Annotated in this window: 23 protein-coding genes; 11 read left to right on the top strand and 12 right to left on the bottom strand. The window is 54.5% G+C overall.

Annotated elements, in window-relative coordinates:
- Positions 1-115: 115 nt before the first annotated feature.
- Positions 116-1,354, bottom strand: a complete 1,239-nt coding sequence (locus tag KI379_RS02375) for a glycosyltransferase family 2 protein (RefSeq protein WP_212982682.1) — start codon at positions 1,352-1,354, stop codon at positions 116-118.
- An 807-nt stretch (positions 1,355-2,161) separates the two neighbouring features.
- On the opposite strand from KI379_RS02375, the gene KI379_RS02370 reads away from it, so the two are divergent.
- Positions 2,162-2,689, top strand: a complete 528-nt coding sequence (locus tag KI379_RS02370) for a phosphatase PAP2 family protein (RefSeq protein WP_076173248.1) — start codon at positions 2,162-2,164, stop codon at positions 2,687-2,689.
- A 51-nt stretch (positions 2,690-2,740) separates the two neighbouring features.
- Positions 2,741-3,874: an MGDG synthase family glycosyltransferase gene (locus tag KI379_RS02365; RefSeq protein WP_076173249.1), complete on the top strand. Its 1,134-nt coding sequence runs from the start codon at positions 2,741-2,743 to the stop codon at positions 3,872-3,874.
- A gap of 22 nt (positions 3,875-3,896) precedes the next feature.
- Here the strand turns inward: KI379_RS02365 and trmB are convergent, their stop codons facing one another.
- Together trmB and KI379_RS02355 are read right to left on the bottom strand one after the other, a co-directional pair.
- Complete coding sequence (gene trmB, locus KI379_RS02360) at positions 3,897-4,658, bottom strand: tRNA (guanosine(46)-N7)-methyltransferase TrmB (protein ID WP_212982681.1); 762 nt, start codon at positions 4,656-4,658, stop codon at positions 3,897-3,899.
- 198 nt (positions 4,659-4,856) lie between these two features.
- On the bottom strand, positions 4,857-5,054 hold the full coding sequence (locus KI379_RS02355) for a hypothetical protein (protein WP_076173251.1): 198 nt from the start codon (positions 5,052-5,054) through the stop codon (positions 4,857-4,859).
- 380 nt (positions 5,055-5,434) lie between these two features.
- Between KI379_RS02355 and KI379_RS02350 the strand changes: the two genes are divergently transcribed.
- From KI379_RS02350 to KI379_RS02335, 4 genes are all read left to right on the top strand, one after another.
- Positions 5,435-6,388 carry a TIGR01212 family radical SAM protein gene (locus tag KI379_RS02350; RefSeq protein WP_076173252.1) on the top strand — a complete coding sequence of 318 codons (954 nt, stop codon included), beginning with the start codon at positions 5,435-5,437 and terminating at the stop codon, positions 6,386-6,388.
- 1 nt (position 6,389) lies between these two features.
- Positions 6,390-6,971, top strand: a complete 582-nt coding sequence (locus KI379_RS02345; protein WP_212982680.1) for a tRNA (mnm(5)s(2)U34)-methyltransferase — start codon at positions 6,390-6,392, stop codon at positions 6,969-6,971.
- A 218-nt stretch (positions 6,972-7,189) separates the two neighbouring features.
- On the top strand, positions 7,190-8,158 hold the full coding sequence (locus tag KI379_RS02340) for a type I phosphomannose isomerase catalytic subunit (protein ID WP_089545703.1): 969 nt from the start codon (positions 7,190-7,192) through the stop codon (positions 8,156-8,158).
- Positions 8,159-8,227: 69 nt separating this feature from the next.
- Positions 8,228-9,151 (top strand): alpha/beta fold hydrolase, encoded by a 924-nt coding sequence (locus KI379_RS02335; RefSeq protein ID WP_208629367.1) that lies wholly within the window; start codon positions 8,228-8,230, stop codon positions 9,149-9,151.
- 143 nt (positions 9,152-9,294) lie between these two features.
- On the opposite strand, the gene KI379_RS02330 is transcribed toward KI379_RS02335, so the two are convergent.
- Both KI379_RS02330 and recQ read right to left on the bottom strand, forming a co-directional pair.
- Positions 9,295-11,064 carry a B12-binding domain-containing radical SAM protein gene (locus KI379_RS02330; protein WP_212982679.1) on the bottom strand — a complete coding sequence of 590 codons (1,770 nt, stop codon included), beginning with the start codon at positions 11,062-11,064 and terminating at the stop codon, positions 9,295-9,297.
- A gap of 18 nt (positions 11,065-11,082) precedes the next feature.
- Positions 11,083-12,939, bottom strand: a complete 1,857-nt coding sequence (recQ, locus tag KI379_RS02325) for a DNA helicase RecQ (protein ID WP_145136342.1) — start codon at positions 12,937-12,939, stop codon at positions 11,083-11,085.
- Between the two features lie 319 nt (positions 12,940-13,258).
- On the opposite strand from recQ, the gene KI379_RS02320 reads away from it, so the two are divergent.
- Entirely contained in the window at positions 13,259-13,810 is a 552-nt protein-coding gene (locus tag KI379_RS02320; RefSeq protein WP_212982678.1) for a hypothetical protein, read from the top strand.
- Entirely contained in the window at positions 13,803-13,940 is a 138-nt protein-coding gene (locus tag KI379_RS02315) for a hypothetical protein (protein ID WP_212982677.1), read from the top strand. Before KI379_RS02320 ends, KI379_RS02315 begins: the two co-directional genes overlap by 8 nt.
- Before the next feature lie 40 nt (positions 13,941-13,980).
- On the opposite strand, the gene KI379_RS02310 is transcribed toward KI379_RS02315, so the two are convergent.
- Both KI379_RS02310 and KI379_RS02305 read right to left on the bottom strand, forming a co-directional pair.
- Entirely contained in the window at positions 13,981-14,520 is a 540-nt protein-coding gene (locus KI379_RS02310; protein ID WP_145136345.1) for a hypothetical protein, read from the bottom strand.
- Positions 14,521-14,610: 90 nt separating this feature from the next.
- On the bottom strand, positions 14,611-14,907 hold the full coding sequence (locus KI379_RS02305) for a DUF6509 family protein (protein WP_212982676.1): 297 nt from the start codon (positions 14,905-14,907) through the stop codon (positions 14,611-14,613).
- A gap of 115 nt (positions 14,908-15,022) precedes the next feature.
- Here KI379_RS02305 and KI379_RS02300 point away from each other — a divergent pair, with 115 nt between their 5' ends.
- A complete protein-coding gene (locus KI379_RS02300) occupies positions 15,023-15,295 on the top strand; it encodes a SemiSWEET family sugar transporter (protein WP_076173260.1) in 273 nt (90 codons plus the stop codon).
- A gap of 29 nt (positions 15,296-15,324) precedes the next feature.
- Here the strand turns inward: KI379_RS02300 and KI379_RS02295 are convergent, their stop codons facing one another.
- Entirely contained in the window at positions 15,325-16,254 is a 930-nt protein-coding gene (locus KI379_RS02295; protein ID WP_212982675.1) for an AEC family transporter, read from the bottom strand.
- A 30-nt stretch (positions 16,255-16,284) separates the two neighbouring features.
- Positions 16,285-16,905, bottom strand: a complete 621-nt coding sequence (locus tag KI379_RS02290) for an NUDIX hydrolase (RefSeq protein WP_212982674.1) — start codon at positions 16,903-16,905, stop codon at positions 16,285-16,287.
- A gap of 137 nt (positions 16,906-17,042) precedes the next feature.
- On the opposite strand from KI379_RS02290, the gene KI379_RS02285 reads away from it, so the two are divergent.
- Positions 17,043-17,204 carry a hypothetical protein gene (locus KI379_RS02285; RefSeq protein ID WP_163878816.1) on the top strand — a complete coding sequence of 54 codons (162 nt, stop codon included), beginning with the start codon at positions 17,043-17,045 and terminating at the stop codon, positions 17,202-17,204.
- A 271-nt stretch (positions 17,205-17,475) separates the two neighbouring features.
- Here KI379_RS02285 and odhB read toward each other — a convergent pair whose 3' ends face one another.
- The 3 genes from odhB to KI379_RS02270 all read right to left on the bottom strand — a co-directional run bounded on the left by odhB (position 17,476) and on the right by KI379_RS02270 (position 22,759).
- On the bottom strand, positions 17,476-18,741 hold the full coding sequence (gene odhB, locus KI379_RS02280; RefSeq protein ID WP_212982673.1) for a 2-oxoglutarate dehydrogenase complex dihydrolipoyllysine-residue succinyltransferase: 1,266 nt from the start codon (positions 18,739-18,741) through the stop codon (positions 17,476-17,478).
- 5 nt (positions 18,742-18,746) lie between these two features.
- On the bottom strand, positions 18,747-21,617 hold the full coding sequence (locus KI379_RS02275; RefSeq protein WP_212982672.1) for a 2-oxoglutarate dehydrogenase E1 component: 2,871 nt from the start codon (positions 21,615-21,617) through the stop codon (positions 18,747-18,749).
- Positions 21,618-21,871: 254 nt separating this feature from the next.
- The gene (locus KI379_RS02270) at positions 21,872-22,759 is read right to left on the bottom strand and encodes a DUF72 domain-containing protein (RefSeq protein WP_212982671.1); all 888 of its coding nucleotides are present in this window, start codon (positions 22,757-22,759) and stop codon (positions 21,872-21,874) included.
- A 178-nt stretch (positions 22,760-22,937) separates the two neighbouring features.
- Here KI379_RS02270 and KI379_RS02265 point away from each other — a divergent pair, with 178 nt between their 5' ends.
- Positions 22,938-23,675: a YwaF family protein gene (locus tag KI379_RS02265; RefSeq protein WP_212982670.1), complete on the top strand. Its 738-nt coding sequence runs from the start codon at positions 22,938-22,940 to the stop codon at positions 23,673-23,675.
- The last annotated feature ends 101 nt before the right edge of the window (positions 23,676-23,776 follow it).

Genomic DNA, 23,776 nt, shown 5'->3' with positions numbered 1-23,776 from the left:
CAACCTTCGTCGGTCAGGTGAGAAGCTGGAGCTTCTGCTTTGAATCCATTTCGTATTTAAAGCACTCAAATAATTTAACACAGGGCCCGGACAATGTCAACCCGCTTCCAGGCGTTTACCCCTGCTTGCTCTGAACCTCTTCCAGTCTTACCACGCGGGTATGCTGGGTATGGCTCCACTGCTTGTTGTTCTGCGTGAAGAACGCATAGAACGTGATTGGATACCAGGAGATCAGATAGATCGGGAAGAGCACCAGGTACAAATATACCTTCTTGAAGGTGACCTTCTCCAAAATCATCGCAGCCAGGAACGTAAAGGCGTTGGCACCGATCGCCACAAAGCTCAGCCACAACGGCAGATAGCCGTAGAGGTTGGCGATGTTCGGACCGTCGAAGAACGTATTGTCCACCCAGATCGTGGCCGTCATCAGGAATGTCAAGAGAACGATGTATACGTTCGCCCCGTACAGCGCCAAGTCCAGCTTGACGATGCTGCGTTCCTTGATACTTTGCCAGATCAGCGGGAAGAAATAGCGGCGCGCCACCGTAAAGTGTCCCTGCATCCAGCGAAGGCGCTGTCTTGCGGAAGCCTTGAACGTCAGCGGCTTCTCGTCGAACACCTTGGCGTCGTAGTTGAATTTTGGATAGACGCCGCGCTTCACGCTGCGCATCGTAAACTCCAAGTCTTCAACCAAGCTGGTGGCCCCCCAGCCCATTTCCTTCAGCAGGTTGGTTTCAAAGCACATCCCCGTACCGCCGAGGAAGTTGGCCATGTTCATGTTATGGCGCGACAGCTGCCACAGACGGTTGATGTACCAATATGAAATCCCGTAAGCAGCCGTAATCCAGGAATCCTCGGGATTCTTGGTGTCGATGTATCCTTGAATGACGCGTGCGCCGGAGCACAAATCGTCGTTCATTTCTCTCAAGAAATTCGTATCTGCCAGGTTGTCGGCGTCAAACATGACGACCGCATCATACTGGCGGGGCATGGCCCACAGTTCCTTCAGCATCCACTCGATGGCGTAGCCTTTGCCGCGAAGGTTGTTGTTGGTACGTACGCAGGCGTTCATGCCATGCTCGCGCACGATGCGTGCCGTACCGTCTGTGCAGTTGTCACAGATGACAAACACGTCGTACAGCTCCTTCGGATAATTCAGCTGCTTCAAGTTCTCCATCAGAGCCCCGACGACCTGCTCTTCATTGTGCGCTGCAACGAGCACAGCGAAGGACTTGGTCGGTTCAAAATGCTGCTTCCTCTTTTTCCTGTACAGTCCCAAAATGGAAAATACAAACTGGTACACACCGATCGCGGCCAGCAAAACCTGGAGCGCGATAAAAATGGCGTCTAACATGACTCTCAGAACCCCCCTTTTTTACCCCTCATAATCATGTTTCTCTCTGTAGTATAGATTGAACTAAAGTTTGTTGAACTTCCTGTTATAACGGTCCAATGCGGTCCTGTAACGTTCATTTCTTTAGTTCATTCTATATAGATTACGGTAAAGCCGTTACCCTTTTCTAATTCTTTATGACCCTTTTGACCTTTTACATTCTTTTACGTTTTGTTAACGCTTCGGATGACCCTATCGATTTTCCACACTTTTCAGTCATTTGTCAAAACCGTAAAACCTCGTATTCGTCTAAAAAAACGGTAATGAGGCGGTTTCCTGACGGTTCAGCCCCTTACGGGCTCCTATTCATGACTGTTAGTTCTTATTTTCATCTCTTTTCCGGGTTTTTATTTCTCAGGTCCCCCCTTTTTTTAGTCATCAGTTTCCATGATTATCGGCATACTTTATAAATAAACGAGATAAAGCCAAGAAAAGTTATACTTTAAACATCAATTCTTAATAAACGGATTGCACCCGTTTGAATCATTGTAAAGGTTCCTCCGGGGGAAGTCAAAGTTGGCCAATTCCTTGCCGGGCCCCATTTTTCCGCGAAAAATGGCTTTGGACAAGATCGGCCGATTCCCGACAAAGTTCACGGGTGGTGTCAAATAACGACCCGGTATTGGGTTATATATTATAAGAAGGGGACTTACGAAGTTATAGTTTCTGCTCCCTTCGGAAATATGATAAAATTTAGAAAAACATCGCATGAGTTGTCCATGATCTGCCATTATTTCATAGAAGATTGGCTGTACACGGAGGGATGGAATGAGACGTTTGTTCAAGAAACTTCAATTATGGGACCGGCGTCTTTTCCAATGGATCAACGGACGTCTTCATAATCGTTTTTTCAATTTTTGGCTGTATTATTTGACGCATCTCGGAGGGGCTACGTTTACGATCTGTGCCTGCCTCCTGTGCTGGGGCCTGGCCCCGCCGTCATGGAGCACCCAAGGCGCCCAGGCCGCCGTCGCTCTGGCCGTCAGCCACATTCCGGTGGCGGCAGCCAAGAAAATGTATCCCCGGGTCAGGCCGCATCTCGCCCTGCCGGGAACCCGCACCTTTCGCAAGCCGCTGGTGGACCATTCGTTTCCATCCGGGCATACGACGGCAGCATTTTCCTTGGCAGTTCCTATGATGATCGGGCATCCTGAGTGGACCGCACTTTTTTTGGCTTTAAGCCTCGTGGTCGGATTTTCCCGGATGTATTTGGGACTTCATTACCCATCCGATGTGCTCGCGGGAGCAGTAATTGGTACTTCCGTAGCTACAGCAACAGTTGCATTGTGGCCCTAAAGTCGATATGGTGGGTATAAGGAAAAACATGCAGGAACAGGTGAATTGAGAGTGATGAAAAAAAGAGTATTGTTATTATCTGAAGGCTTCGGTGCGGGACATACTCGAGCTGCTTACGCACTCTCAAGCAGTCTGCGCAAGCTGTCGCCGAGTGTGCAAACCAAAGTGCTTGAGCTCGGAAGCTTCCTGAATCCCAAGGTCGCACCGCTCATTATTACCGCCTACAAGAAGACCGTTCTTTCGCAGCCGAGGCTGGTTGGAATGATGTACAGGCACCAGTATAAAAAGTCACTGAACCGGTTTACGACATTAGCGCTTCACCGCATTTTTTATACACATACCAAAAATATCGTCAATCAGCTGCGGCCCGACATCGTCGTCTGCACGCATCCGATTCCAAGCGCGGTCATTTCCCGCTTGAAACGGCTCGGTTCGAACATTCCGCTGTGCACGGTTATCACGGATTACGATGCCCACGGCACCTGGATCAGCCCGGAAGTGGACCGCTACCTGGTCTCTACCCAGGAAGTGAAATCGAAGATGCTGGAGCAGGGCGTCGCCGCATCCAAAATCGAGGTCACCGGTATTCCGGTGCATCCGAACTTCTGGGAGCATCCGGTCAAGGAAGAAATCCGGGAGAAGTTCGGGCTGAAGAACATGCCCACGGTGATGGTCATGGGCGGCGGATGGGGCATTATGAATGACGAAGTCATCAACAATTACCTGACCCGCTGGAGGGACGAGATTCAAATCGTGTTCTGCCTCGGCAACAACGAGAAGGTCCTCCGCAAGCTCGAACAGGATCCGAGCTACAACCATCCCAACATCCGGCTGATCGGGTTTACCCCCGAGGTCGATAAACTGATGGAGGTCTCCGATCTGCTCGTGACGAAGCCTGGCGGCATGACCTGCACGGAAGGTTTGGCCAAGGGCATCCCGATGCTCTTCCATCACCCGCTTCCCGGACAGGAAGAAGAGAACTGCCAGTACTTCACCGCCCAGGGCCTTGGAGAGCCGATCTCCTCTCTGGAGGTCATCACGAAGTGGATGAACAAATTGATTCACGAATACGATTCGATCCAGCAGCGCCGCGAAGAGCAGCTGAAGAGCATTGACCGCTACCGGCCGATGCAAAGCGCCCAGAGCATCATCGACATGCTGGAATCAAATAAGGTGCCTTCCTGAGGGAAGGCACCTTATTTTGTATTTATGGTTGCTCGCTGGAGGCCTCTTCCGGCTGCCCCGGCTTGTCCGGCCGCAGTCCGTATTTGTCCAGCCGCTGTTGCTGATACCTGCTCAGCGCTTCCTTGCCCACAACCACCTCACAGCGGTGAATGTTGATGCCCTGACCTACAAATTTAGTCTCATACTCGGTCATGACATGCTCTTCGTTCGGTCCCTCGCGGTGCAGATTCAGCGAGATATTCGTCATCTGCAGACCGTAATCCGCAAAGGAATTCAGCGAAAATTCAAACAGCGTCTGCGAGTCGGTCTTCAGATGAATTTCGCCGTTATCGTTGAGCAGACCGCAGTATTTGTCGAGGAAACGGGGATGTGTCAAACGGCGGCGGGCATGTCTCGCCTTCGGCCAAGGATCGCTGAAATTCAGGAAAATCCGCTCAAGTTCTCCCGGCGCAAACACTTCCTCCGCATATTCGACATTGGCCAGCGCCAGCCGCAGATTCGGCGGATATTCGACCTCCCGTTCGGCCCAGGCGATCTTAGCTTTCTCGCTGGCCCGGCGAATCAGTTCATCATACATATCGATGCCTATAAAATTAATGTCCGGGTTGCGATAGCTCATCTGGCTGATAAACTGTCCTTTGCCCATGCCAAACTCCACGTAGATCGGCCGGTCGTTGCCAAAGAGCGATGACCATTTTCCTTTATACGACCGGGGGTCCAGAACGACGAAGCCCTGCTGTTCTTCCAGACTTTCCCGGATTCCTTTTCTTCCGCGTAAACGCATCTCATACCTCCGCTAGTTATACTTCCGTCCTGCCGCGGCACTTGCGGCTACTGCAATATTGTGCCGAACTTAAGCCGAAATGTAAAGAGGCAAAGCTTGACTCGCCCCAAAAGAAAAAGAATCCCGGTCTCTCTCATGCGAACACGAGGTATTCGGAATTCTTTTCCATTATCTATTTGGAATTGGGGTCCAACGGTTTCATTGTTGATAGTCTACCGCATCTTGATGCTGAAAATCAAATGTCTTTTCGAAGGCGTTGCGAATTTTGCGGCGGGCAGCCGCTTTCACTTCCGGATTGCCGTTAAATTCTACGCCTGTCAGGGCAAGCGCCTCATCAGGAGTCAGCTCTACAGAAATCTTGCCTTTACCTTGTGTCTCAGCAGTTGAAGAATTCATCATTATCACCTCACGGTTAATATGTTGGCCATGACGTCACGCTTTTATGAATTCTATAAAATATTTACCCCGAAACCGGGATGCTGACGCTAATTAAAATATAACACTTCATGTAAGTTTTATCAATGGAATATTCGCCTGATTAGCGGCATAGCGGCGCTGTTTTTGAAACATTTTTTTGCAGTCTATGAACCTGAAATATCCGGGTATTTCGCCCCGATTCATGGAGAAGCTCTATATGAAATAACGGCTCAAAATCCAAGGGGAGAAAAGCCCGTAAATCTCAGCGTTTCCCACGGGCCTCCTCATACCCTTTAGGCCTGATTTTTGTTACAATAGAGCAAGCGTAAGCCGCAATGCACAATAAAGGAGTACCATCCATGAACAGCCCAACCCTTTCTTCTCCCCTGCTGTGGGGCGATAAAAGATTCCATACGTGGAATTACGAGATGCGGGAACAGTTTAACGATAAAGTGTTCAAGGTCATGCTGGATGCCGGATTCACCTGCCCCAACCGCGACGGTTCAATCGCAAGGGGCGGCTGCACCTTCTGCAGCGCCCGGGGCTCGGGCGACTTTGCCGGCAGCCGGCGCGACGACCTGATCACCCAGTTTAACAGCATCCGGGACAAACAGCATGAGAAGTGGCCGCACGCCCGATATATCGGTTATTTCCAGGCCTATACCAACACGTACGCCCCCGTCGATGTGCTTCGCGAGTACTATGAAGTCATTTTGGAACAGCCGGGCGTTGTCGGCTTGTCCATCGCCACGCGGCCGGACTGCCTGCCGGACGATGTGATCGAGTATTTGGCCGAGCTGAACGAGCGGACCTATCTGTGGGTCGAAATGGGGCTGCAGACCATTCACCAGGAGACATCCGATCTGATCAACCGCGCGCATGACACCCAGTGCTTCATCGACGCCGTGGAGAAGCTGCGGAGGCATGGCATCCGGGTATGCGCGCATATCATTTACGGCCTGCCGCAGGAAACCCACGAAATGATGCTGGAGACCGGGCGCGCCGTGGCGAACATGGACGTTCAAGGCATCAAAATCCATCTGCTTCACCTGATGAAGGGTACGCCGATGGTCAGGCAGTACGAAGCGGATCTGCTCCGCTTCCTGGAACAAGATGAATATATTAAGCTGGTCGCGGACACGCTTGAATTTCTGCCGCCCGAAATGATCGTTCATCGCCTGACGGGTGACGCCCCGCGGAAGCTGCTGATCGGCCCAATGTGGTCTCAGGAGAAATGGGAAGTGCTGAACGGCATCGACGCCGAGCTCGAGGCACGGGACAGCTGGCAGGGTAAGTATTGGAGGAAAGTATAGCATGGGGTTTCTTTCCGTTCTTAGCTTTGCCCACAAACAAATCGCCGAGCGTCTGAGTCCCGGGGATATTGCCGTGGATGCCACGATCGGTACAGGGGCCGATACGCTCTTTCTGGCCAAGACGGCCGGTCCCAAGGGGCACGTCTACGGCTTTGACGTGCAGGAGCACGCGCTGACCCTGACCCGGCAACGGCTGGCGCAGGAAGCACCGGAGCGGATCGCCCCGGTGACGCTGTACCTGCAGAGCCATGCCGCGATGCGGGAGGCGCTGCCGGAGGGCGTGCACGGCCGGGTCGGAGCGGTGATGTTCAACCTCGGCTACCTGCCTGCCGAGGAGGCGGACAAAGCCGTCATCACCACGCCGGACAGCACGATTGAAGCGCTGGAAGCCGGCTTGTCCCTGCTGAGACGGCGGGGCATTATGACGGCCGTGCTGTATCCGGGTCATGCCGGCGGCGATCTGGAGGCCCAGGCGGTAACCGCTTGGGCCACCGCCCTGCCCCAGTCGTCGGCCCAAGCCGTCATATACAGGCAGCTGCAGCGCGCGGATGCCCCTTATGTCATTGCGCTGGAGAAAAAATAGCGCGCCGGCCGCTTATGCGGCTCGTGCCGCGAACTTCCGCCCCACCAGGCGGTGCGGCATGGCTGAAACACTTTGAAACCGTTGTGCCCGGGGCCCGGCGCCCTCTTCATCCGGATTGATTCCGTACAAAGGGGATCCGCCCGGCCCAAGGTATTGTTTTACATAGTAGCGGTTTATCCCAACCGATCACACGAACCCAAGAAAGGAACGATGAAGACATGACACAACCTTATCCATTATTATTTCAGCCGGAGTTTAAAGAACGCGTATGGGGAGGCCGGGCGCTCGAACAGTTCGGGCTGCAGATTCCGGAGGGCCATATCGGCGAGGGCTGGATGATCGCCGATCATCCGAACGGCACGACTTCCGTGATTAACGGGGAGCTGAAAGGCCAAGGCCTGGATCAGGTCCGCGAACAATTCGGCAAGGAATGGTTCGGCGCCAAGGGATTTTCCGAGAAAAACGGCCGATTCCCGCTCCTGATCAAGCTGCTGGACTGCAATGACGACCTGTCGGTCCAAGTGCATCCGACCGACGACTATGAGGGGCTGCCGAAAGGCGAGCTCGGCAAGACGGAAATGTGGTACGTGCTGGACGCCAAGCCGGACGCCAAAATCATCTACGGCCTTAAGGAAGGCGTTACACGCGAGGTGATGAAGGAAGCGCTCGAGAACGGAACCGTCATGGACAGCCTGCAGGAAGTTTCCGTCGAAGCCGGAGACACGTTCTATATCCCTGCCGGCACGGTGCATGCGCTGTGCGCCGGTGTAGTGGTAGCGGAAATCCAGCAGAACTCCGATACGACATACCGCCTCTACGACTACAACCGTCCGGGATTGGACGGCAAGCCGCGCGAGCTGCACATTGAAGATTCGCTGAACGTCATCGCCTACGAAGGATCCGGGGCCACCACGATGAAGACCGCCGGCAGTGCTGCGGGCGAATGGCTGCAGCTGGCGAAGTCCCCTTATTTCATCGTGGAAAAAGGAATCGTGGACGGATCCTGGAGCCTCTCCACCACGCCGGACAGCTTCACCATCTTGGTCGTATGTGACGGCAGCGGCTCCATCGCCTGGGACGGCGGCTCGCAGGACTACAAAGCCGGCCAGTGCTTCCTGCTTCCGGCTAATCTCGGTCAATATGAGCTAAAAGGAAATGCTACCGTTCTCCGTTCCTACCTGCCTTAAGCCTATAAGGCACGGGGCATTTCTTCTGATTCATCTGTCATTCACGAAAGAATGAAGGAGTGACCTCCATTGCGGGAACAAACGTTTACGATGACGGATCCGCTGGGTACGCAGATCCATGTCTATGCCTGGCTTCCCGACGAGCCGGCTGGAGTGAAGGCCGTCCTGCAGATCACCCACGGCATGTGCGAAACGGCCGAACGCTACAAACGGCTCGCCGCGCTGCTGACGCGGTTCCGCTATGCCGTATATGCCCACGACCAGCGCGGGCACGGCTTGACCGCCGGCAATGTGGAGCGGCTCGGCCATACCGGCAAGGACGGCTTCCGGCATATGCTCCAGGACATTCAGCAGCTCGGCGGCATCGTTCGTGACCGGCACCCGGATATTCCCCATTTTTTGATGGGGCACAGCATGGGGTCGTTCCTCGTGCAGCGGGTGATGGAGACGGACGGCGGACCGTATACCGGCTTTGTTCTGTCCGGCACGAACGGCCCGCGGAGCATGCTGAACGCCGGCAAAGCGGTCGCCAGGCTGCAGGGCGCACTCCAGGGGGAGTCGCACCGCAGCGTCCTGCTGAACGCAATGGTCTTCGGCAGCTACAACCGCAGCTTTGCCCCGACCCGGACGCGGTTTGACTGGCTCTCCCGGGATCCGAAGGAAGTCGATAAATACATTGAAGATCCGTACTGCGGAGCCATTTGCACGACCTCATTCTTCTACGACTTCTTCAGCCTGCTGCAGGATATTCAAAATCCCGGCAGCTATGACGGCATTCCCCGGGATAAGCCGGTGTACCTCTTCAGCGGGGAACTCGATCCGGTCGGGGAACAAGGCAAGGGCGTCCGGCGGCTGGAGGACATTTATCGCAGCATCGGCATCAAGGACGTGGAATGCAGGCTGTACCCGAACGGACGCCATGAAATGCTGAACGAGATGAACCGGGACGAGGTCATGACCGAGCTGCTCGATTGGCTGGAGCGGCATGTGTAGTGCCTTTTCCCTACTTCGAAGAAATACCCGCAGGTTCAAGGCCTGAATGAACAAAAGCCGCTGCACGGTGGTCATAACCCCGTGCAGCGGCTTTTCTTTGCATATTATCGAAGCTCAAAATTTGCCGATCTCAACGCGTTCAACTACAGCAACTCTGCCGGCTGCAGCCTCATCGTATAGAATACAGGCAGCTCGCTCTCGTTCTGTTGGTACAGCACGATCAGCACCGTCCCCCCGGAAGCCCCCGCTCCGTTGTCTCTGCCGGCCAGCAAGTCATCCAGCGCAAACGGCAGCACTTCAAGCACTGCATGCTTTTGCAGCTCCCGTTCGGACAAGCCCAGGGAAGCGAAGTTCCCCGAGACGAGCTCCGGATGCTCCGTAACCTTTCGCATCAGGCTGCTCCAATCGTCCTTGGCGAGCGGCTGCTCCCACCATATTTTACGCGGCTTGTACTTATGGTTGAGGAAGTAATCCAGCTTCATCAGCCCCAGAATCACATCCATGCGCTTCGTCTCCCGCTGCTTCAGGAAAGCGGCCAGACGCGTGAACAGGTCCTCGAGCTGATGGCCGATCTTCTGCCAGCCCTGCCCTTCCCAATAGTCGCCGAATTCCTGGAAGAAGTCGAACGGTGACGGAAATTCATGGGTCATGAGATAGTTCAGCGTATGATCCATCCGGTGCGCGTTCCAGTATTTCTCCAGCACATCCTCCAGCCGCTTAAGGCGGACGATGTCGGCAAATGGCAGCTTATGGCTGCCGAGAATTTCGTAAGGCGCCTGATCCATGTACGTGTAATCGTACTTGCCGGCATCGCGGCGCAGACCGGTACCCCGCAGCATTTTCAAAAAACCGAGCTGCAGTTCTTCCGGTCCCAGGGCAAACACGTCGTTAAACGTCTTGCGGAACGTTTCATAATCTTCTTCCGGCAGACCGGCGATCAGATCCAAATGCTGGTCGATTTTGCCGCTGTTTTTAATAATGCTGACGGTCCGGGACAGCTTCTCGAAATTTTGCCGCCGCTTGACGATGACGTTGGTCGGATCGTTCGTCGACTGTACGCCGATTTCGAACCGGAAAATCCCCGGGGGCGCGTTGTCGGCAAGATATTGCAGCACTTCGGGACGCATGATGTCTGCCGTAATTTCGAACTGGAACACGCAGCCGCGGTTATTTTTAATGAGAAAATCAAACATCTCCAGCGCATACTGATGGTTAATGTTAAACGTGCGGTCTAGAAACTTGATGATCTTTGCGCCGTGGTCGATCAAATACGTAATATCGGACTTCACCCGCTCGATGTCGTAATACCGGACGCCGTTCTCGATGCTGGACAGGCAGAACTGGCACTGGAACGGACAGCCGCGGCTCGTCTCGAAGTAGACGATCCGCTTCCCCAAATTCGGGATATCCTCGGGAAAACGGTGCGGCGTGGGCAGCGTATTGAGGTCGCTCTTCGGCCGCGGCGGGTTGATGATCACTTCATCGCCTTTCCGGTAAGCAACGCCATAGACAAAATGGAACTTGCGGTCTCCTTCGATCACCTGCAGCAAATGGTGGAAGGTCTCTTCGCCGTCGCCCATGACGATGAAATCGACCGCCGGCATCCGCTCCATCCAATACTGGGTGTCATAGGAAACTTCCGGTCCGCCGAGCACGATCGTGACTTCCGGCATGACCTTCTTCACGATCTCGATCACTTTTAGCGTCTCTTCGATATTCCAAATATAGCAGGAGAACCCGATGACGTCGGGTTTCCGTTGAAACAGGTCGGACACGATGTTCATGACCGGATCTTTGATCGTATACTCGGCCAGCTCGATATCAAACTCATGCTGGCTGTATGCCTTGAGCAGGCGGATTGCCAGGCAGGTATGGATGTATTTGGCATTCAGGGTGGATAACAGGACTTTCATCGGTTCACGACCTTCTTCTTATTCATCATATCCGCCGGCGTAGGCATCATCGCTCTGATTTTGGAAAAAATCAAGAAACGGTCTGCCGTACTTCCGGAACTTCACCTCGCCGACGCCTTTAATATTCAGCATTTCATCTTCGGTCTGCGGGCATACCACGCTCATCTCGCGCAGCGTCGCATCGTTGAAAATAATATACGACGGCACATGCTCCTTGCCCGCGAGCTCGCGCCGGATCAGGCGCAGCTGCTCGAACACGGTCTCGTTGACCGCCGACGGCGAGACGTCGCGGCTGCGGGAGCTTCGGCCGCCCGTTTGCGCCGCTGCCGGGCGCGCAGTGCGCTGCAGCACCTGCCGCTGGCCCTTCAGCACTTCGGCCGCCAGCGGCTGCAGCCGCAGCACCGGATACTGGCCTTCCGAAAGCGCCAGATACCCCTCTGAGGCGAGCACGTTAATGATCTCGGAAATTTCCTTCTCCGTCCGGTTCGCCATCGTCCCGTAAGTGGACAGGCTGTCAAAGCCGTACTGCAGCACCTTTTTATTCTTCGAGCCCTTCAGCACCGCCGCCACCAGCGATACGCCAAAGCGTTCGCGCATCCGGTGGACGCAGGAAAAAATTTTCTGCGCATCGACCGTCATATCGACCAGCTCGCGATCATCCGTACAGGAGCTGCAGATCCCGCAGGGCTTGTCCTCGTGAGATTCGCCGAAATAGTCCAGCATCGCGCTGCGCAGGCAGCGGGTCGTATAACAGTAATCGACCATTTGCTGAAGCTTGCGGTACTCGTTCGATTTGCGGTCCGTTTCCTGCGGGTTCTGCTCGATCAGAAACTTCTGCGTAATAATATCCTGCGGACTGAACAGCAGAATACATTGGCTCGGCTCGCCGTCCCGGCCGGCGCGTCCGGCCTCCTGGACGTAAGCCTCCATGTTTTTCGGCATGTTGTAGTGAATGACGTACCGGACGTTGGATTTGTCAATGCCCATTCCGAACGCGTTGGTGGCAACCATCACCCGGATGTCGTCGTACAGAAATGCCTCCTGGCTGGCGGCGCGCTCTTCATCGCTCATCCCCGCATGATAGCGGCCTGCGGCCAAGCCCACGCTGCTCAGACGCTGGTACAAATCGTCCACGTCCTTCCGCGTCGCCGCGTAAATAATCCCCGGCTGGCTGTTATGCGCCTCAGCGTAGCTCATGACAAAATCGCGCTTGTTCTCCCCGCGCAGCACCGACATGGCCAGATTGTCCCGGCCGAGCCCGGTGACGAACACTTCCGGCTCCTGGAGCCTCAGCAGGCGGACCATGTCTTCGGTCACTTCCGGGGTAGCCGTTGCGGTGAACGCTGCCAGGATAGGCCGCTCAGGCAGCCCTTCCACGAACGGAGCTACCGACAGGTAGCTCGTCCGGAAGTCATGCCCCCACTGCGACACGCAGTGGGCTTCGTCGACGGCCACGCAGGAAATTTCCAGCTGGGCCATTTCGTCGCGGAACCAGTCGAGCTCAAGCCGCTCCGGCGCCACGTACAGGAGCTTCAGTTCCCCCCGCTTGGCCGCGCGGATCCGCTCGTTCACTTCCTTGCCGCTCAGCGTGCTGTTGATGTATGCAGCGGCGATGCCCATCGCCGTCAGCGCATCGACCTGATCCTTCATCAGGGAGATCAGCGGCGATACGACCAAGGTCAGGCCCGGCAGCATCAGCGCCGGAATCTGGTAACAGATCGACTTGCCCCCGCCCGTCGGCATAATGCCCAGCGTATCCTGATGCTTCAGGAGGCTGGATACGATATGTTTCTGGCCCTCCCGGAAGTCGGGATAGCCGTAATATTTTTGCAGCATTTCCTGTGCCCGTTCCAAAGAAGGGGTTTCCACACTCATAAATAAGAACTCCTAACGATGCAAATTCAGCGGCGGCCCAAGCAGTTTCCAAGGATGCGCCACATTTTAAACTCAACCCTTTGACTTTAAGGAATAGATACATGATGACTTTCGAGAATGACTGGATTCAGTCCAATTCTAAGTTTACCGGGGTTTCCGGGAATGAGCAACCGTGGTGAAGGGATTCTGCCCGTGTTGGGAGTGCACTTCTTGTTGGTAAAACAGAATGTGCCAGCGATGGTTGAAGCTTAAGCGGAGCATGGGATGCAACTCTTACCGATCGGTTCTCGTCATAAAAGATACATGGGGAGGGAGTGCAATGAAAAGAGGATTGTTTTCTCTGCTTATCGCTATGACGTTCCTGGCCGGGTGCTCTCAGGATTCTGATTTGGATAAAGGTAACGCTGCACCGTCAGCAGAGATGGCAAATCAGGAGGATGGTATGCCCGCAGACATGCCGGATGATTTTAATTTCGTTGTCCGTTTTGGTTATGGCGATGTCACTAAAAATGAGATAAACACCTTTCAAGGGACCGTAACGAAAGATTTAATTACGAAAGGAACGGCAACGGCTCAGCTTAAGTTTACCCCCATTGAAATGCTGGGGATCTACGGCAAAATGAGAGAAATAAACATCATAGCACCGAAGAAATTTGCTACAAGCCGAAATTGCTCCAAGTCGCCAAGCAATGAAGATGAGTGGACGGTAACCGTTGATGGTAAAACGGAGTCATTCTCGTGGACGGACCGGAATTGCGAACTGTCCGACGATGCAATTGCGTTGTTGGAATTAAGAAATTACATTCAATCCATCGTAAACGCCAAAGAGGCCTATCAGGCCTTGCCGGCAGCTGAAGGAGGTTATGACTAAGGGACGCTTGTTCATGGCCGAAAAAAAGTCGGCAGCCCGCCAGGCGCCTCCCATGATCGATGGGTCCATATGCACCGGCGGACTGCCGCTTAGCGGCGGTATTCAGCTTTTGTGGAGCCGCGCCTCGTGAAAAGTTCGTTAAACATCGAATCGATCCGAAGCTTATCAGGTCAGCGCTGCTTCGAGACTGCTCCTTGAGCGGTATCCCAGCGGTGGCTGTACTGCTCAAGCTTTGGATGCACCGCCTCCGGCTCCTCCGTCAGCAGCAGCCTCAGCTTGACGATCCACTCCTCAAAGGTGCTGTAGCTCGCAAACCGATTCGCCATATCCGGCGTCAACAGCAGAAAATGCGGCGCAGGATATTTCTCCGTCAGATGGCGAAGGGCGGCTTCCACCGGCGTGTATTTTTTCCGGCGCCCCTCCCAGTTCTCGATGACCGTCTTCCCGTGTCCATCAGACCTCCAGGCTTCCAGCCGTTTCTCCCGTTTGTAATACGGGCTGACCGGTTCCTTGGTCATTCTCCGCACCGTCTCCTCATGCAGCGGATACAGCACCAGCTTGGAAAAGGACAGCACGCCGGCCAGCGACTCCGCTTCATTCAGACCTTCTTCATCGGTCTCTTCAAACGTATCGTAATAAATGAGCGTGCCCTTACGCTTCTGCACCGGAGGCTCGTACCCGTAGGGAACCGTCTGTACCGTATGCTTCATCCTCATCACTCCCCAGATTCATCCTATATGTAATGTACCCGGCAACGGATGATGTGATCACTCCACTCCAAGTTGCGGAGGTTCGCAGAGTTATTCGTCGACCTCGTCCAGATGGTCCCGGCAGAAGTTTTCGAGCAGCTCCACTTCGTCATCCTCCAGTTCAAAATCGAGGTACTGCCCCGTCGTTTTTTCATAAATTTCGTATTTCACGATCGCGGATTGGTCTTCGTCGACCTTGTAAATGACCCGGACATATAGTCCATTCTCCGTATAAAGCTCATCGTCATCAGGCACCTCGATGTCGAGCTTGAATTCATAGCGGGTTCCCTGCAAAATGCGGAACGGGTCCTTGATCTTCTCCGCTTCGTATTCCGTTATCGTCAGCATGTTGTCATCCTTTCATTCATCCATCCTACTCTTTATTGTACCAGACCTGTCCCGGTCCATTCACGGACACGAGCCCGCCGGGCATATAATAGCCTCATAAAGGGAGGCGTTAGCCATGATTTATGCAGTCATGCAGCTCATCGGCGGATTTATTTTGGCGTTCGGCTGGATTCCACAAATTATTCAGGTCATCCGGACCAAATCGGTTGCGGATCTGAGCCTGAAAACGTTCGGCTCGCTCGTAGCCGGCATCGGCCTGATGGAGGTCTATGCCGTTCATATCGCGCAGGGCGGTGTCGGCATTCCGTTTCTGATCACCAATACGCTGTCGCTGGTACTGATGCTGATTATGATCGGCTGCATTTTAAAATACCGCAAGCGGCCGTAGCGTAATACTAACGCATACTTTCTGCCCCATCAACCCAGCCATCCGATCATCAGCGGCAGCAATACAAAGGAAGCGAGCGTCGTCCATAATATGCACCGGGTCACAACTTTGGGTGCCGCATCAAACTGCTCGGCCAATATGACCGCGTTCACTGCAGCCGGCATGGAACTGAGCACCAGCATAACGTTAAACAATACGCCCTGAATACCGAGCAGGTATAAGAGCAGCGCGGACGCCACCGGCGAGATCACCAGGCGCATCGCCAGACCGGCGTAGAAAGCTTTGTTCATCGCTGCCGTATAAGCTGTCTTCCCGCTCCTGACACTGACCATCTGCGCCCCCAAAATAAACAGAGCCACCGAGGAATACGCGCCCGAAATCATCGATATTCCTTGATTCAGCTCCTGCGGCAGCTCCACATGCACTGTCCGGCAAATCACGGCAAGCACAGCCGCGTAGATCGACGGCAATTTGAAGATCGAGAGCGCCGCCTGCTTTACGGAAAACTGCGAACGTGCGGCAAAATACACGCCCAGCGTATTGACGATGATGATCTGCAGAATAACGTACACTGATGCCTTATCCAGCCCCGCTTGCCCAAAGGCCAGCAGCACCAGCGGCAGACCATAATTGACGCAGTTCGTAAACAGCGCCGTCAGCGTGAGGCCTGACCGTTCGGCGGCCGGGAGCGACCACGCTTTTCCAATCCCTACAGCAATCCCCCACAACAGCAGCATATTAAGGACCGTGAACAGAACCGTATCCGTAATCTCACCGTAGCTGATGTCGGCCCCAATCAGCGTTTCGAAAATAAGAGCGGGACTCAGCAGGTACAGGGACAGCGTGGAGATCGGCTTGGTATCGATCGGCTTAAAATGCTTGATCAGCGCCCCGCCGATTACCGGCAGCGATATCGGGAGGAACACCTGATACACTGTAGTCACAAACGTCTGCAGCATATGTAATCCTTTCCTGTCTTTGTGCTATGTTTAATCCCAGACGGGGGCCTTCTCCGGATTCCGCTTCAATTCAAACATCAGCCTGATCTGCTCATCCGTATTACGGATTTGCGAAAGGGCGGGAAGGTCGTCCTCTGCAAAAAACTGAACGCCACTCGTCTCTACTCCCTCAGCCGCTTCGCCGCCTGTGATTTCGCAGGCGATGAATATTTTATACACATGATACGGGCCCGGCGGATTATGCTTCAGGTTGTCGAGCACGGCCAGGAGCCGGGTCGGTGTAACCACAAATCCGGACTCCTCCCGTACTTCCTTCACGGCAATTTCGGAAGGCGACAGCCCGATATCCGCCCAACCGCCTGGCAGCGACCATTCCCTTTCGGCCTTTTCGCGGACAAGCAAAATTTGATTTTCCTGAAAAATCACCCCTCGCACATCCACCTTCGGTGTGGCGTATCCGTCTTCCCCGGCAAAAAGTGCCGTCAGCAGTTCGGTCTCAACATTGGTGTACTCCCGCATAATCTCTACGCTCAGCGCCCGAAGCTGTTCAAAGCGTTCCAGGTCATATACGTCCCGCGAGTATGCCAATCCTGTCTGGGCAACGGCTTGAATCTGTTTGGCCCACTCCAGCCATTTCAACGGTTTGTTCATCGGCAGGTCTCCTCCTCTGAATCGAATTCAACAATTTTTTCATAAAAATTAGTGAGAAAGATTATCATTGAGAATGAATGTGTGATACAATGATCTCGAGTCATCATTCATTAACATATCATAAGGAGTCGACGACCATGGTGAAAGCCCCTGATCAAAAATACGCTTCCTTGCGGGTTGACGATTATCTTGACCTTTTAAACCTGGCGAAGCAGCTGCAAGACACCCGGTGGCAGAAGGAAATTATCCGCAAGCTCGAACGCCTCAACAATACATCGATCCATCCATTGTCCTGTTAACATAGAAGACCGCGGGGCGCGTATTTTGATAGTACCATGCCTTCGGGGGAATCTGAACATATTTTCCAAAAGTATACCTTGAGCGTATTGGATATTACAGCAGGGGTGCCCCAGAGGGTGCTTCTGCTTTATTTGTGTTGGTCACCCTGCGTCTTCAGCCAATTTTCCCACCGGCGGGTCATGGACAGGCGTGCCTCTCCTCACACGCACGAAAAAACGGACTGCCTGCAGGCAGTCCGTTTCGTTGTATACGTTCTGGTAAAATATGATATTAACCTTCGAGCAGCAGAGATTCCGGATCTTCCAGCATCTCTTTGATCGTCACCAGGAAGCGTACGGCATCAGCGCCGTCGACGATCCGGTGGTCATAGGACAGGGCGATATACATCATTGGTCGGTTCTCCATCCGCTCGGCGTCGATGGCCACAGGGCGAAGCTGGATGTTGTGCATGCCCAGGATACCAACCTGTGGTGCGTTCAGGATCGGCGTGGACAGCAGGGAACCGAAGGTTCCGCCGTTCGTGATCGTGAACGTTCCGCCTTGGAGCTCGGACAGCGCCAGCGTATTGCTGCGCGCCTTACCGGCCAGCGTGGCGATCTCTCTTTCGATGTCGGCAAAGCTGAGGCGGTCGGCATCACGGACGACAGGCACGACGAGGCCTTCTTTGGCCGATACGGCGATACCGATATCGTAGTATTTCTTCACGATAATGTCTTCCCCGTCAATCTCCGCGTTCAGGTGAGGGAACTTCTTCAGCGCACCCACCACCGCTTTGGTGAAGAAGGACATGAAGCCGAGGCCAATCTCATGCTTCTCTTTGAAAGCATCTTTGCGGCGCTTGCGGATGTCCATGATCGCCGTCATGTCCACCTCGTTAAAGGTTGTCAGCATGGCGGCCGTTCTTTGTGCTTCCACCAGGCGTTTGGCGATCGTCGCGCGGCGTCGGGACATGCGTGTGCGTTCCGCCGGTTTGCCCGGCTGGGATACTGCTGCTGGAGCGGCTGCCTGCGGCGCCGGTGCAGCAGCCTTAGGCGCTGCCGGAGCTTCTGAATGGTTCTTCACGTTGTCCGGATAAATGCGGCCTTTCGGATCACGGCTCGATACCTGATCCAGGTCGATGCCCTGCTCGCGGGCCAGCTTGCGTGCGGCCGGCGACGCGGCAAGGTAACCTTCGCCTTCGCCGGAACGTGCAGGCTCGGCTGCTGCTGCCGGTTGGGCTGGTGCCGCTGCTGGTGCAGAAGGCTGCTGAGCCTGCGGCGCCTCTTCCTTCGCTGCCGGTGCGGATGCCGGTTTGGCGTCGCCGCCGGTGCCCATACGTCCGATCACTTCACCGATTTGAACCGTATCCCCGTCTTTTCTCAGAATTTTCTCCACCACGCCGTCTTCCTCGGCACTGATTTCCAAATTGACCTTATCCGTTTCAAGTTCGAGGAGGACGTCGCCTTGGCTAACTGCCTGGCCTTCCTCCACATGCCATTTAAAAATCGTTCCTTCTGTGATGGATTCTCCCATTGCCGGTACTGTAATATCGCTCACTGCCGCTACCTCCCCAGAGTGATGTTATGCTTAATGGATTTTTGATTCAATGCTGCCGCAACGATTTGCTGCTGCTCGAAGGCGTGTACTTGTTGGAAGCCGCTCGCCGTACTGGAGCGTTCCGGACGGCCGTTGTAGTTCACCGGCGTATCCTTCGGCGCCACCTTGCGGAGCTTGGACTCGATGTAGCGCCATGCTCCCATGTTCTCAGGCTCTTCCTGTACCCACAAAATTTCCTTCACGTTCGTAAAGCGGGCCAGAATGCCGGCGACTTCCTTCTCAGGGAACGGATACAGCTGCTCCACACGGAGGATGTGCAGCCATTCGTTCGCCTCGCCGCTCTTCTCCAGCGCCTCCTCCAGTTCAACGGCAATCTTCCCGCTGCACAGGATGATGCGCTCTACGCGCTCCGGACGTCCGCCCAGACCTGGCTGTTCCAGCACAGGCTTGAAGGAGCCTTCGGCGAATTCGGCCGGGCTGGAAGCCACGCGGGCATTCCGGATCAGGCTCTTCGGCGACATCAAGATCAGCGGACGCGCATCTTCGCTTTCGGTCATTGCCGCTTGACGGCGCAGCAAGTGGAAGTACTGGGCTGCCGTCGTAACGTTCGCTACGGTAAAGTTCTCTTCCCCGCCGAGCTGCAGGAACCGTTCCAGACGGGCACTGGAGTGCTCCGGTCCGGCTCCTTCGTAGCCGTGAGGCAGGAGCATCACAAGGCTCGATTTCTGTCCCCATTTAGAGCGGCCGGCCGAAATGAACTGGTCGGTGATCACCTGTGCCACGTTGGAGAAGTCACCGTACTGGGCTTCCCAAATGACCAAGGTCTCCGGCGAGTACACGTTGTAGCCGTATTCGAATCCGAGCACCGCTGCTTCGGACAGTGGGCTGTTGTAAATTGCAAAGGATGCCTTGGCGTCCGGCAGATGATGAATCGGGCAGTAAGTCGAGCCGTTCTTCGTATCATGCAGCACCAAGTTGCGGTGTGCAAAAGTGGCCCGCTCGGCGTCCTGACCGGTCAGCCGGATCGGCTTGCCGTCTGCGACGATCGAGGCGAAAGCCAGCGTCTCTGCAAGACCCCAATCCACCTTTTCCCCTTCGTTCAGCGCAGTTTCCCGCCGCTCCAGAATACGCTGCAGCTTAGGATAGACGTTGAAGTCATCCGGACGGCTCAGCAGATCCTTATTGATCTTGCGCAGCTTGCCAATCGGCACGGCCGTCTTGATCTTGGCGATCCGCTCTTCGGCTGGTGTCTGGTGATGCGAGTTGGCCGGATCCTGTTCCTTGTCCTTAATCCGATCGTATGCTGCCTTCAGGCGCTCCTGAACCTGCTGGATGATCTGCGCGGATTCTTCCTTGCTGATCACGCCTTCCTTGATCAGGATATCCGCATAAATGGCGGCAACCCGCGGATGAGTCTTCACTTTCTGGTATACGAGCGGCTGGGTCGTATCCGGATCGTCCGTTTCGTTGTGGCCGTAGCGGCGGTAGCCGACCAAGTCAATCAGGAAGTCCTTCTTGAACTTGTTGCGGTATTCGCCGGCCAGGCGCATCGCGTTGATGCACGCTTCGGGATCGTCGGCGTTCACGTGAACGATCGGAATTTCATAACCTTTCGCCAGGTCGCTTGCGTAATGCGTCGAACGGGAGTCTTTACTCTCCGTCGTAAAGCCGATGTTGTTGTTCGCAATAATATGAATCGTTCCGCCGTTCTGGAAGCCCGGCAGCTTGTTGAAGTTCAAGGTCTCGGCCACGATGCCTTCGCCCGGGAATGCGGAATCCCCATGAATGATCACCGTCGCGGCTTTGTTTACGTCCTGCTGCGGATATCCCGGCTCGGTGCGGTCCTCCTGGGCGGCGCGGGCAAAGCCCTCGACGACCGGATTAACGTACTCCAGATGGCTCGGGTTGTTCGCGAGCGTGATCTTCGCTTTGACGTCGCTCGCTCCCTCAACGGTACGGTTCGCGCCAAGATGGTATTTCACGTCTCCAGTCCAGCCGAAATTGATGCCCATCGATCCTTCTGAAGGGAACAGCTTCTTGTTCGGAGAGTGATGGAATTCCGCGAAAATTTTATCGTAAGGCTTGCCGAGCACGTGAGCCAGCACGTTCAGACGGCCCCTGTGGGCCATGCCCATCAAAATATGCTCTGCGCCTTCGTCCACCATGTGGCGGACAAGCTCATCCAGCATCGGAACCATCGTGTCGGTTCCTTCGATGGAGAAGCGCTTCTGCCCGACAAAAGTTTTGTGAAGGAACTCTTCGAATTGATCTACTTCCACCAGTCTTTCCAGCAGCGCCTTTTTCTGCTCTGCGTTCAAAGGAACCACAGACTGGTTCTCGACCTGGCGGTTAAGCCATACGCGCTCCTCCACTTCATGGACGTGGCTGAATTCATAAGCAATCGTGCCTGTATATGTTTGACGCAGTTTCTGGATGGCTTCCCAGCCAGTTCTCACGTTATCGGGAGCTCCGTCCCAGATCAATGAAGCCGGAAATGCTTCCAGGTCGGATTGGCTCAGCCCGTACTGCTCTGGCTCAAGCACCCGTGTGTCGGCTTTGGTGAGAATGCCCAGCGGATCAATGTCTGCCGCCAGGTGTCCATAAGTGCGGATGTTCCACACCAGCTTGCCTGCGTCAACGCCCTTCTTCAGCAGGTTGCCATCCAAAGCGACGGATTTCGGTGCCGCAGCCGGCTCCAGCTCGGCAGACGCCATCGGCGGCGCTCCCCACAGCTGGAACACTTTACGGTACGTTTCGTCCACCGATTCCGGATCATTTACATAACGTTCGTACTGTTCCTGGACGTACCCCAGATTGGGCCCGTAATACGATTCCCAAGCCCCCTGCGCTTGCTCGTCTCTCTTATTGGTTATCATCGTTAACGTGATACCTCCGCCTTGATTTTTTAATAGTCATATAGAATGAATAAACCGCTTCATTGTTCAATCTATATTTGGACGGAAATCTGAACAATCAATGCAATGTAATGTAAGCCATTTCACGAAAATGTAAGCGGCTCAATTTCTATTATAAACAATTCGGAGCCAGACCTGAAATAACCATTTAATATAGTTATCATCTAAAAAACAGATGGATTAAGTTTGTCACCCATTCTCGTATATGACAATATTTACAGCTCTCCTTCGCCAAAAAGCGACAGCTGTCCCGGAGGCTTCTCCGGGGTCTTCATGCCGAGCTTGTCCATCAGCTGAATTGCATTGTCCGCCGCATCTCCGCCCGAATTGTTGTTAAAAATGATCCAGCATTCCCGGGTTTTCTCCAGCAGCTTCCCGATATGCTCCTTCCATTCCTCAAGCTCCTTGTCGCTGTACCTGTACAAATACCGGACCTCCCGCCAATTGGGCTGACCGCTGGAATGCCATCCTGCCGCATTGCGGCCATGCAGCCGCACAAGCGACACGTCTTCACGGGTCGCCTCCAGAACGAGCGGCACCGATCCCTCTCCGGCCTGAGGCTCGTCGCAGACGGTATGAATCCATCCTTCTTCCTTCATAAAGGCCAGCGTCTTCTCCCTCATCTCCCCGGCAAACCAGCTCTGATGGCGGAATTCCAACGCCAGCGGAAATCCGTCCATCCACTCGCGGGTCCGGCGCAGAATGTCCACATGCTTGCGCTCACAGTCAAACCACGGCGGATACTGAAACAGCACGGCGCTCAGCTTGCCGGCCTGGCGCAGCACCTCCGCAGACTCCCGGAACGCTTGAAACATCGTCCTGGAATCGGGATAAGGGCTTTTCCCCCGGGCGTGTCCGGTCATTCCCTGATAAGCTTTCACCACAAAACCGAAGGAATCCGGCGTTTGGGCAGCCCATTTCTCCATACGCTCCGGCGAGGGAGTCGCATAGAAGGAGTTGTCCATCTCCACGATGGGGAACACGTTGCCGTACATCCCCAGCTTCTCCCCCGCCTTGGTTCCCTTTTCGTAAATGTCGTCATGATCCCCCCAGCCGGAAAGTCCGATTCGAACCCGCTCGGCGGGGGTTATCGTCTCATCCATAGCCATCGACTCCATCCATAGTATTGACCAACAATAATTTTCCAAGTATAAATCCGCTTATCATACCTATACCCGATTGAAGGAGGCGTCCTTCAGATCTTGCGATATTCCAGAAAGTGGATATGATAAGAGATATGCGTCAGCTTTACGATCTTTAGTAGCAAAGGAGCATGAATGTATGAGCCATTCGTTCGTCATGTTTTCCGGCCCGCACCTTGCTGCGCTGACGGTCTTCGTGCTCGCCTGCATCCTGATGTTCCTGGGCAGAATCCGCCTTCAGGACAGCATGCCGGCCAGGCAGATGGTCCGTTACTTGATCATCGCCTGTCTGATCGCCTCCGAAATCGCACTCGACATATGGAACATAACAGAAGGCTACTGGAACATCAAGTCCACGCTGCCGCTCGAGCTGTGCAGCATTACGCTGCTGCTCTCGGTCGTCATGCTGGCCGTCCGCAGCGGCTTCCTCTATCAAATCCTGTTCTTCGCCGGGATCGGCGGTGCCCTTCAGGCCCTCATCACCCCAAGCCTGGATTTTGCCTACCCTCATTTCCGGTTCTTTCAATTTTTCGCTGCCCATATGCTTATCATTCTGGCATCCCTGTACATGACCTGGGTCGAAAAGCTTCAGCCCACCTGGAGATCTATCGGCTGGACAATGATTTTTCTGAACGTTCTTGCACTTGGAGTTGGCGTCATCAACTGGATGCTGGGGTCCAACTACATGTTTCTCATGCACAAGCCGCCGACCGCTTCGATTCTGGACTTTCTCGGTCCGCACCCCTTATATTTGCTGGCGGAGGAAGGAATCGCCCTGCTGATTTTCGCATTGATGCAGCTGCTGTTCTTTGTCCTGCCCGCGAAAATATCCAAAGCGTCCGCGGCAGCCAAAGCAAGGGACAAAAGCGTTCTTTAAGCCGGCCATAAAGCCTTTCACGCTGCCCTCGCCGGTATCTCCTTCCGCTGCCTCTACGTTGTGATCTCCCTGCCGAAGTTCTATAATGAACGGAAAGCTTA

Origin of the sequence: Paenibacillus cineris (assembly GCF_018333335.1) — a bacterium.
In the GTDB taxonomy this organism is placed as follows: Bacteria; Bacillota; Bacilli; order Paenibacillales; family Paenibacillaceae; genus Paenibacillus_AQ; species Paenibacillus_AQ favisporus.
The sequence above is the reverse complement of the archived record's forward strand: the minus strand, read 5'-3'. Positions and strand labels throughout refer to the sequence as shown.

Coding starts and splice junctions, on each gene's coding strand:
- KI379_RS02375 (WP_212982682.1), bottom strand. CDS start 1,354: ATGTTAGACGCCATTTTTATCGCGCTCCAGGTTTTGCTGGCCGCGATC.
- KI379_RS02370 (WP_076173248.1), top strand. CDS start 2,162: ATGAGACGTTTGTTCAAGAAACTTCAATTATGGGACCGGCGTCTTTTC.
- trmB (WP_212982681.1), bottom strand. CDS start 4,658: ATGCGTTTACGCGGAAGAAAAGGAATCCGGGAAAGTCTGGAAGAACAG.
- KI379_RS02355 (WP_076173251.1), bottom strand. CDS start 5,054: ATGAATTCTTCAACTGCTGAGACACAAGGTAAAGGCAAGATTTCTGTA.
- KI379_RS02350 (WP_076173252.1), top strand. CDS start 5,435: ATGAACAGCCCAACCCTTTCTTCTCCCCTGCTGTGGGGCGATAAAAGA.
- KI379_RS02345 (WP_212982680.1), top strand. CDS start 6,390: ATGGGGTTTCTTTCCGTTCTTAGCTTTGCCCACAAACAAATCGCCGAG.
- KI379_RS02340 (WP_089545703.1), top strand. CDS start 7,190: ATGACACAACCTTATCCATTATTATTTCAGCCGGAGTTTAAAGAACGC.
- KI379_RS02330 (WP_212982679.1), bottom strand. CDS start 11,064: ATGAAAGTCCTGTTATCCACCCTGAATGCCAAATACATCCATACCTGC.
- recQ (WP_145136342.1), bottom strand. CDS start 12,939: ATGAGTGTGGAAACCCCTTCTTTGGAACGGGCACAGGAAATGCTGCAA.
- KI379_RS02320 (WP_212982678.1), top strand. CDS start 13,259: ATGAAAAGAGGATTGTTTTCTCTGCTTATCGCTATGACGTTCCTGGCC.
- KI379_RS02315 (WP_212982677.1), top strand. CDS start 13,803: ATGACTAAGGGACGCTTGTTCATGGCCGAAAAAAAGTCGGCAGCCCGC.
- KI379_RS02310 (WP_145136345.1), bottom strand. CDS start 14,520: ATGAAGCATACGGTACAGACGGTTCCCTACGGGTACGAGCCTCCGGTG.
- KI379_RS02305 (WP_212982676.1), bottom strand. CDS start 14,907: ATGCTGACGATAACGGAATACGAAGCGGAGAAGATCAAGGACCCGTTC.
- KI379_RS02300 (WP_076173260.1), top strand. CDS start 15,023: ATGATTTATGCAGTCATGCAGCTCATCGGCGGATTTATTTTGGCGTTC.
- KI379_RS02295 (WP_212982675.1), bottom strand. CDS start 16,254: ATGCTGCAGACGTTTGTGACTACAGTGTATCAGGTGTTCCTCCCGATA.
- KI379_RS02290 (WP_212982674.1), bottom strand. CDS start 16,905: ATGAACAAACCGTTGAAATGGCTGGAGTGGGCCAAACAGATTCAAGCC.
- KI379_RS02285 (WP_163878816.1), top strand. CDS start 17,043: ATGGTGAAAGCCCCTGATCAAAAATACGCTTCCTTGCGGGTTGACGAT.
- KI379_RS02275 (WP_212982672.1), bottom strand. CDS start 21,617: ATGATAACCAATAAGAGAGACGAGCAAGCGCAGGGGGCTTGGGAATCG.
- KI379_RS02270 (WP_212982671.1), bottom strand. CDS start 22,759: ATGGATGAGACGATAACCCCCGCCGAGCGGGTTCGAATCGGACTTTCC.
- KI379_RS02265 (WP_212982670.1), top strand. CDS start 22,938: ATGAGCCATTCGTTCGTCATGTTTTCCGGCCCGCACCTTGCTGCGCTG.